The 8,601-nt window shown below is 56.9% G+C and carries 7 protein-coding genes; 2 read left to right on the top strand and 5 right to left on the bottom strand.

Annotated features, from left to right (window positions below; all coding sequences use genetic code 11):
• Positions 1 to 274: 274 nt before the first annotated feature.
• Genes hemG through pepQ form a run of 4 tightly spaced genes read right to left on the bottom strand, consistent with a single transcriptional unit; the run spans position 275 to position 4,255 of the window.
• The gene (gene hemG / locus HP564_RS16870) at positions 275 to 811 is read right to left on the bottom strand and encodes a menaquinone-dependent protoporphyrinogen IX dehydrogenase (protein ID WP_371244977.1); all 537 of its coding nucleotides are present in this window, start codon (positions 809 to 811) and stop codon (positions 275 to 277) included.
• Between the two features lie 18 nt (positions 812 to 829).
• Positions 830 to 2,281, bottom strand: coding sequence for a Trk system potassium transporter TrkH (gene trkH / locus HP564_RS16865; RefSeq protein ID WP_371244975.1), 1,452 nt, complete (start codon positions 2,279 to 2,281; stop codon positions 830 to 832).
• Positions 2,282 to 2,306: 25 nt separating this feature from the next.
• Positions 2,307 to 2,924, bottom strand: a complete 618-nt coding sequence (locus HP564_RS16860; RefSeq protein ID WP_371244974.1) for an IMPACT family protein — start codon at positions 2,922 to 2,924, stop codon at positions 2,307 to 2,309.
• Positions 2,924 to 4,255: a Xaa-Pro dipeptidase gene (gene pepQ, locus HP564_RS16855; RefSeq protein WP_371244973.1), complete on the bottom strand. Its 1,332-nt coding sequence runs from the start codon at positions 4,253 to 4,255 to the stop codon at positions 2,924 to 2,926. The genes HP564_RS16860 and pepQ overlap by 1 nt, the downstream gene beginning before the upstream one ends.
• 184 nt (positions 4,256 to 4,439) lie before the next feature.
• Between pepQ and fadB the strand changes: the two genes are divergently transcribed.
• The gene (gene fadB / locus HP564_RS16850) at positions 4,440 to 6,623 is read left to right on the top strand and encodes a fatty acid oxidation complex subunit alpha FadB (protein WP_371244988.1); all 2,184 of its coding nucleotides are present in this window, start codon (positions 4,440 to 4,442) and stop codon (positions 6,621 to 6,623) included.
• Positions 6,624 to 6,633: 10 nt separating this feature from the next.
• Complete coding sequence (gene fadA, locus HP564_RS16845) at positions 6,634 to 7,797, top strand: acetyl-CoA C-acyltransferase FadA (RefSeq protein ID WP_371244972.1); 1,164 nt, start codon at positions 6,634 to 6,636, stop codon at positions 7,795 to 7,797.
• A gap of 66 nt (positions 7,798 to 7,863) precedes the next feature.
• On the opposite strand, the gene fre is transcribed toward fadA, so the two are convergent.
• Positions 7,864 to 8,565, bottom strand: coding sequence for an NAD(P)H-flavin reductase (fre, locus tag HP564_RS16840; protein WP_371244971.1), 702 nt, complete (start codon positions 8,563 to 8,565; stop codon positions 7,864 to 7,866).
• Between the last annotated feature and the right edge of the window lie 36 nt (positions 8,566 to 8,601).

Below are 8,601 nucleotides of genomic sequence, written 5' to 3'. Positions count from 1 at the left end.
CAGATTGTCTGATAAATTGTTAAAGAGCGGTGCAGTCAGCGGCGGAGCCTGCTGCTGCGAGGTGGCGTATATTACGCGACTCTCCTTCGGAGTCAACCACTTTTTTTCAGTGATTTCATCCGGCGACCCGGCGACCCGGCTCTCCTGAACACCGCATTCCGTAAGCCGTTGTGCCGTGTCAGTGGAGGCGCATTATAGGGCGTTCTTTTGCGGTGACAAGTGCTAATTTCAAAAAAATTATCGTTCGCATCAAATTTCAGCAATTCGCTGTTAATCACACCGTTTTGGCGGGTATCTGAGCAAATTCCCGAGCGAATCGTTCTACCTGATGCCAGTCAGTGTACTCCACCTCTTTTGAGCTATCGGTTTCTCCGCCGGTCATACGCATAATCAACTGAATCATGATCCGGTCAAACCAGCGATAACGCGGATAACGCAACGCACCGGCAAAGACGGCGCAGCAGTCGGGCTGCCACGGTGACTGATGTAAGAACTTACGCGTATAGGCATTGGTTTGTGGCGACCGCTTTTCTGGCTTACGCGCAGTGAGGTTCACAGAAAAGAACCCCGTTGTTCGCTGCTGCAACTCGTTCAGATGTCTTTTTACAAACGTCGCCACGGCCGGATGAAAATTGCCATAGCGAATAGAGGCACCAATCAGTACACGATCGTACTGCGCCCATTCAACCGATCCTGCATGCAGAATGTTGACGACGTCACACGCCTGCTGCCCCTTTATCTCACTGGCAATATAAGAGGCGATTTCACGCGTTTGCCCATCGCGGCTGGAAAAGAGGATTAACGCTTTCATCTCTACATCCTGTTTTACTTATTCACGCCAGAAAGTCGGCGTAAACAGAACTAGTAAGGTAAACACTTCAAGACGACCAAACAGCATAGTAGTAATCAGTATCCATTTCGCCACATCGTTCATTGAAGTGAAGTTGTCAGCTACTACGCCTAAGCCCGGGCCCAGATTATTCAGCGTGGCGGCAACCGCGGCGAACGCAGAGAAATCGTCGACCCCGGTTGCAATGATGGCCAGCATACTGACCAAAAAGACAAGCGCGTAGGCTGAGAAAAACCCCCATACCGCTTCAAGAATTCGCTCCGGCAGCGCCCGGTTGCCAAGCTTAATGGTATAAACCGCATTGGGATGCACCAGACGCTTCAGCTCGCGCGATCCCTGTTTACACAGCAGCAGAATGCGAATTACCTTCAGTCCGCCGCCGGTAGAACCGGCCATACCGCCGATAAAGGCAGAACAGAGCAGCAGCACAGGTAGAAACAGTGGCCAGCGCGCAATACTGTCAGTGGTGAACCCGGCGGTCGTTGCCATTGATACCACCTGGAAAAAAGCCTGGTTAAGCGTTTGCAAGCCGCTGGTGTAGACATTATGAAACCAGAGCACCAGCGTGCAGATAACGACCAGCGTAAGCTGTACGCCGATAAAGGTGCGAAATTCGGGATCGCGCCAGTAGACGCGCAGGTTGCGATTGCTCAGCAGCGAGAAATGCAGGCCGTAGTTACAGCCAGAGATCAGCAGAAAGACTGCGATAATGGTATTGATGGTGCCGCTGTTGAAATAGCCAATACTGGCGTCATGAGTCGAGAAGCCGCCAATAGCAATGGTCGAGAAGCTATGTCCTATTGCGTCAAACAGCGGCATCCCCGCCAGCCAGAGCGCCACTGCGCAGGCGATCGTCAGTAATACATAGATCAGCCAGAGTGTTTTCGCTGTTTCGGCAATGCGCGGCCGCATCTTGTTATCTTTTAGTGGGCCAGGCATTTCCGCACGATAGAGCTGCATGCCCCCGACACCCAGTATGGGCAAAATGGCTACCGCCAGCACGATGATCCCCATCCCCCCTAGCCATTGCAGCATCTGGCGATAGAACAGGATAGCTTTAGGCATGGTGTCGAGCCCTACCAGCGTGGTGGCACCCGTGGTCGTCAGGCCCGAGAACGATTCAAAAAATGCGTCGGTTACAGAAAGATGTGGTTGCTCGGCGAAAATAAAAGGCATCGCACCGACGCTGCCCAGTACCGTCCAGAACAGCACCACGATCAGAAAGCCCTCACGTGGCTTTAGTTCGGTGCGCTGTTTACGGTTGGGCCACCACAGCAGCGAACCAATCGCCAGCGCCATCAAAAAAGTCTGGCTGAACGCACGGCCGGCACCATCACGATAGATTAGCGCCACCAGCCCAGGCAGAATCATGGTGACAGAAAAAAGGATGACCAGCAGACCGACAATGCGAGTAATGGCGCGAAAATGCATTCAGCCGTTCCTTAGAAAAGAGTTGTCAGGGTGTTAACGGGTCGAGGCTAAGCGCGCCCCGGCTAAAATCAGAGAGCGTTTGTTTAAACGCATCAATGTGCGCATAAGGCAGTGCCAGCGTCAGCGCGATACGATCGAGATAAACAATGTTATCGATGCGGCCATCGAAGCGAGCCAGCAGGCGTTCGATATCGCTGAGCTGGGCATAGTCGCACTGCAGTGCAAACGGCTTCATCGGCACTTTGCGCGTGCGCGCCAGCTGTTTTAGCCCTTGCTGCACCCCACCGCCATAGGCTTTAACCAGCCCGCCAGTGCCTAGCATGATACCGCCGTAATAGCGCACCACCACGGCCGTGATCTCGCCGATGCTGGCTCCCATTAGCTGCGCCAGCATCGGTTTTCCGGCCGTCCCGGACGGCTCGCCGTCATCAGAGAACCCCAGTTGCTGGGAATCCTGTGGCGCACCGGCGACCCAGGCCCAGCAGTGATGACGCGCATCAGGGTGTGCTTCTTTCACCTGCTGAACAAATGCGCGCGCCGCCTCCACGCCGTCGGTATGTGCCAGCAGCGTAATGAAGCGGCTTTTCTTGATGGTCTCCTCGCTGATGCTGACGGCAACAGCGGGTATATCAAACGCATCCATCAGGCAAGTTGAAGATCGCGCGTCATGTTTTCAATGCGGTTGGGGTGGATCACCACATTGTCCTCGATGCGGATCCCGCCATAAGGCTTCAGCGCATCAATCGCCTGCCAGTTAAAATGCTGGCTAAGCGGCCCCTCGCGCAGCGGGGCGAGCAGCGAGTCGATAATATAAAAACCTGGCTCGATGGTCAGCACCATGCCGGGCTCCAGTACGCGCGTGCAGCGCAGATAAGGATACTGTGCTGGTGCCGCCAGATGGGTACCCTCTTCATCCTGCATAAAACCCGCCACGTCATGAACCTGTAGCCCAAGCGGATGGCCCAACCCATGCGGCATAAAGGGTCCGGTAATATTCTCGGCAACCAGCGCCTCTTCGCTCAGCCCTTTCACCAGGTCGAACTTCAGCAGCAGCTTAGCAATACGCTGGTGCATTTGCAGATGATAGTCGGTATAGCGCACCCCCGCTTTCAGCGTGCCGATCAGAGCCAGCTCTTCGCTGTTCATTGCCGCCACCATACTGGCATAGAGCGAACTCTTTTGGGCGGCATAGCTGCGCGTCAGGTCAGCCGCATAGCCAAGATATTCCGCCCCGGCGTCAATCAGAAAGCTGTGGCGCGTCGACGGCGGCTGGTGATCGAGCCGGGTATAATGCAGTACGGCGGCATGTTCATTCAGCGCGATAATATTGCCGTAAGGCACGTCCACATCACGGTGGCCAGTAGCAGAAAGATAGGCCAGATTAATATCAAACTCGCTCAGGCCAGAGAAAAAGGCTTCTTTCGCGGCCCGGTGACCAGCAACGGCCAGCTTTTGCGCTTCGCGCATACAGGCGAGCTCATAGTCTGTTTTGATGCTGCGGTGGTAATGCAGAAAATCGATTACCGCTTTGGGATTGATATGGTCGCTGCTTATGCCGAGCTGTGCAGCGCGCTGCACCACCGGACCAATGTAGGCGACCTTTTCGCGCTGTACGGGCAACAGCTGAGCAATCTCATCGGCGTTTTTCAGTCCGATGACCTCGACCGCATCCGTCCAGAAGGTATCTGGCAAAGGTTCAACGTTATGCCAGTAATCTACCGGAGAATAGAACCAGAGCTTCGGCTTATTCACCCCGTCAATCCATAGCCAGCAGTTCGGCACCTGCGTCACCGGCACCCAGGCCTTGAACTGAGGGTTTACCTTAAAGGGATAGTCATGATCGTCGAGAAAAACCGTCAGTAGCTCGCCGGAGTGAATCAACATCGCATCCAGCTTATGGCGCGCCAGCACCTGTTGCGCACGCTGTTGTAGCGTTGCGATATGCGTCTGATACAGCGTTTTAAGTGAATCCATTACTCGCTCTCCCGTGTCGCGAAAATCGCCGCAGTGTAGCACAGCCGTGGCCTGAACGCCGCGTTGCCGACGCTGTGATCCTGTTAGCAAATAAGCAAACATTGGTTTGCAAAAAATTAACATGGCTCGCACACTCCTGATCATCTGGTATGACCAGATCAACTTTCGCGATCAGGAGACGCACATGCTCTACCAAGGCGAGACTCTTTCCCTGCGCTGGCTCGAAGACGGCATCGCCGAGCTACTGTTCGACGCACCTGGCTCGGTCAATAAACTGGACACCAGAACCGTTGCCAGCCTCGGCGAAGCGATTGGCGTGCTGGAGCAGCAGACGACGCTGCGCGGCGTGCTGCTAAGCTCGGCGAAACCGGCATTTATCGTCGGTGCCGATATTACCGAATTTTTGTCACTGTTCGACGCGCCATCTGAAAAACTCAGCCGATGGCTGGCCTTTGCTAACGCTATCTTTAACCGGCTGGAAGATCTGCCCGTACCGACTATCGCCGCAATCGACGGCTATGCGCTGGGCGGCGGCTGCGAATGCGTTCTGGCGACAGACCTCCGCGTTGCCACACCGACGGCGCGCATAGGATTGCCAGAAACTCGTCTCGGTATTATGCCTGGCTTTGGCGGCAGCGTGCGTCTGCCGCGCCTGCTGGGAGCGGATGCCGCACTGGAAATCATTGCTGCGGGTAAAGATGTGGACGGCAGCAGCGCGCTTAAACTGGGCCTGGTGGATGCGGTGGTCAGCAGCGACAAACTGCATCAGGCCGCCGTTACCATGCTGAAAGAGGCCATGACGCACAATGACTGGCAGGCCCGACGCGCGCCGAAGCTGGCGCCGCTGCGCCTGAGTCCGATTGAAGCCGCCATGAGCTTTACCATGGCTAAAAGCGTGGTACTGCAAACCGCAGGTAAACACTACCCGGCTCCCCTTACCGCCGTCAGTACCATTGAGGCGGCCGCCTCGCTGGGGCGCGATGATGCACTTAAGCTGGAAAACGCCGCGTTTGTTCCGCTGGCGCAGAGTGACGAAGCACGCGCACTGGTGGGTATATTCCTTAACGATCAGTATGTTAAAGGGCTGGCTAAGAAGCATGCCAGCGCCAGCAGTACGCCTGAACAGGCAGCAGTGCTCGGGGCGGGGATTATGGGCGGCGGCATTAGTTATCAGTCGGCATGGAAAGGCGTGCCGGTGAAGATGAAAGATATTCAGCCACAGGCGCTGGCGCTGGGAATGAGCGAAGCCAGCAAGCTGCTGAATAAACAGCTGGAGCGCGGCAAAATTGATGGCGCTAAACTGGCCAGCACTATCGCTATGATTCAGCCAACGCTCGACTACGCTGGTTTTGAGCGCGCGGATATTGTGGTTGAGGCGGTGGTCGAAAACCCGCAGATCAAAGCCAAAGTGCTGGCGGAAACCGAGCAGCATCTGCGCGCGGATGCGGTGCTTGCCTCTAATACCTCCACTATTCCCATCAGCCAGCTGGCGCAGGCGCTGCAGCGTCCAGAGAATTTTTGCGGTATGCACTTTTTCAATCCTGTGCCGCGCATGCCGCTGGTTGAAGTCGTGCGTGGCGCGAAAAGCAGTGATGCGACGATTGGCAAAGTGGTGGCGTGGGCCAGCAAGATGGGTAAAACGCCCATCGTGGTCAATGACTGTCCCGGCTTCTTCGTCAATCGCGTGCTCTTCCCCTACTTTGCGGCGTTCAGCCTGCTGCTGCGCGACGGCGCAGATTTCCGCCAGATCGATAAAGTGATGGAGAAGCAGTTCGGCTGGCCGATGGGTCCGGCCTGGCTGCTGGACGTAGTGGGCATCGATACCGCGCACCACGCTCAGCAAGTGATGGCGGACGGTTTCCCCACGCGCATGAAGAAGGATTACCGCGACGCTATCGATGTCCTGTTTGCTGCCGGACGTTACGGTCAGAAAAAAGGCAAAGGCTTCTATCGCTGGGAGACCGATCGCAAAGGCAAAGCGAAAAAGGTGGCCGACGCCGAAGTGGACACGCTGTTAACCCCTGTCTGTGAGGCGAAGCATCTCTTCAGCGACGAGGAGATCCTTAACCGCATGATGATCCCGATGCTCAACGAGGTTGTGCGCTGCCTGGAAGAAAACATCATCGCCTCCCCCGCCGAAGCGGACATGGCGCTGGTGTACGGTCTGGGCTTCCCGCCCTTCCGCGGCGGTGCCCTGCGCTACCTCGACACGCTGGGCAACAACAACGTGATCGACCAGGCCAGACGCTACAGCGCGCTTGGTCCGCTGTATGAACTGCCCGCGCTCCTGCTGCAAAAAGCGCATCAGCATGAAAGCTGGTATCCGGCGGCCCAACCCATTGATGAAGCCGCGCTACAGAGCGCGTGAGGGAAAGAGAATGGAAAATGTGGTGATTGTCGACGCGATTCGTACGCCGATGGGCCGCTCCAAGGGCGGCGCATTCCGTCAGGTGCGGGCCGAAGATCTCTCTGCGCATCTGATGCGCGAGCTGTTAAGCCGTCATCCGTCGCTTGATGCGGCAAGCCTGGACGATGTGGTCTGGGGCTGCGTGCAGCAGACCCTGGAACAGGGATTTAATATTGCGCGTAACGCCGCGCTGCTGGCAGAGATCCCTCATCGCGTGCCAGCGACCACCGTGAATCGCCTGTGCGGCTCGTCAATGCAGGCGCTGCATGACGCAGCCCGCGCCATTATGGTCGGTGATGCGCACGCCTGTCTGGTGGGCGGCGTTGAGCACATGGGCCATGTCCCTATGAGCCACGGCGTCGATTTCCACCCCGGGCTGGGCCGCACGGTCGCAAAAGCGGCCGGCATGATGGGCCTGACTGCTGAGATGCTGGCGCGTATGCACCATATCAGCCGTGAGCAGCAGGACGCTTTTGCTCTACGCTCGCACCAGCGCGCCTGGGCAGCGACACAGCGCGGCGATTTCCTGCGGGAGATCGTCCCCACCTACGGACACGACGCTGATGGCGTCCTGAAACGCTATGACTACGACGAGGTTATCCGTGAGGAGACCAGCCTGGAAGGGCTGGCGGCGTTAAAGCCGGCGTTCGACCCGGTCAGCGGTACGGTAACCGCCGGTACCTCTTCAGCCCTCTCGGATGGGGCGGCCGCGCTGCTGGTGATGAGCGAAAGCCGCGCACGCGAACTGGGCCTGACGCCACGCGCACGTATCAGAAGCATGGCGGTGACTGGCTGCGATCCATCCATTATGGGGTACGGTCCGGTGCCCGCCAGCAAGCTGGCGCTGAAGCGTGCGGGACTAAGCATAGAAGATATTGAGGTGGTAGAGCTGAACGAGGCGTTTGCCGCACAGACGCTGCCCTGTATTAAAGATCTCGGCCTGCTGGATCGGCTTGACGACAAGGTGAACCTGAACGGCGGCGCGATAGCACTGGGCCATCCGCTCGGCTGTTCCGGGGCGCGCATCAGTACCACGCTGCTGAATATTATGGAACGACGCGATGCCCGCTTTGGCCTTGCCAGCATGTGCATTGGCTTAGGCCAGGGCATCGCCACCGTATTCGAGCGTCTGTAATACGTTGGATCACGTTGGAAGTCTTTTCCCGCCTGTCAGGGGCGGGTTTTTTCTGCCTGCTGCGCCTTAAATAAAGGCAAACGCGTCACCAAACATTTGTGCCTCTTTCGCTCCGCGCTCGGCGCAGAAACGATCGCGGGCAATTTTCGCCATCTCAAAGCGGCCGGCGATATAAATATCATGCTCTGCCAGCGTCTCGAAGTCCTGCATTACCGCAGTCAGCACCGTGCCGGACCGTCCCTTCCAGCCCTCTTCCGGCTGTTCCACCACCGGGATCACTTTCAGGTTTGGATGCTTCACCGCCAGCGCGTTCAGCTCTTCCAGATCGTAGAGGTGCTGTAGCTCACGACCGCCCCAGTAGATGGCGATATCGCGATCCGGCTGCTGCGCCAGCGCGGTCAGCAGAAGAGAGCGTGCATAGGAGAAACCGGTGCCGCCCGCGATCAGAACGATGGGGCGCGTACTGTCTTCGCGCAGCCAGGCATCACCGTGCGGAATATCAACGGTAACCTGGCGATCGTTGCGAATGCGATCCATCACCGCCATGGCATAGAGATTATGGTCGGATGCGCCAATGTGCAGCTCAATAATCTCTTTTTCCATTGGGGTTGAGGCAAGCGAAAACGGTCGCTTGTCGCGCTCATCCATCACCACCATCAAATACTGCCCGGCGCGAAAAGAGAAATCCGCTTCCGGGATCAGGCGAACGCGATATACGGTCTCGGTAATCGCTTCCACTGAGGTTACTTTACAGCTCAAGATTGTCATGCGTTCCCTCTGTCGGGTCGTCATTGTGGTTATGCA

The sequence above is a fragment of the Pantoea sp. KPR_PJ genome, assembly GCF_041386365.1.
Classification (GTDB): Bacteria; Pseudomonadota; Gammaproteobacteria; order Enterobacterales; family Enterobacteriaceae; genus Pantoea.
Note: the sequence above shows the minus strand (reverse complement) of the source record. Positions and strands in the feature narration are given on the sequence as shown.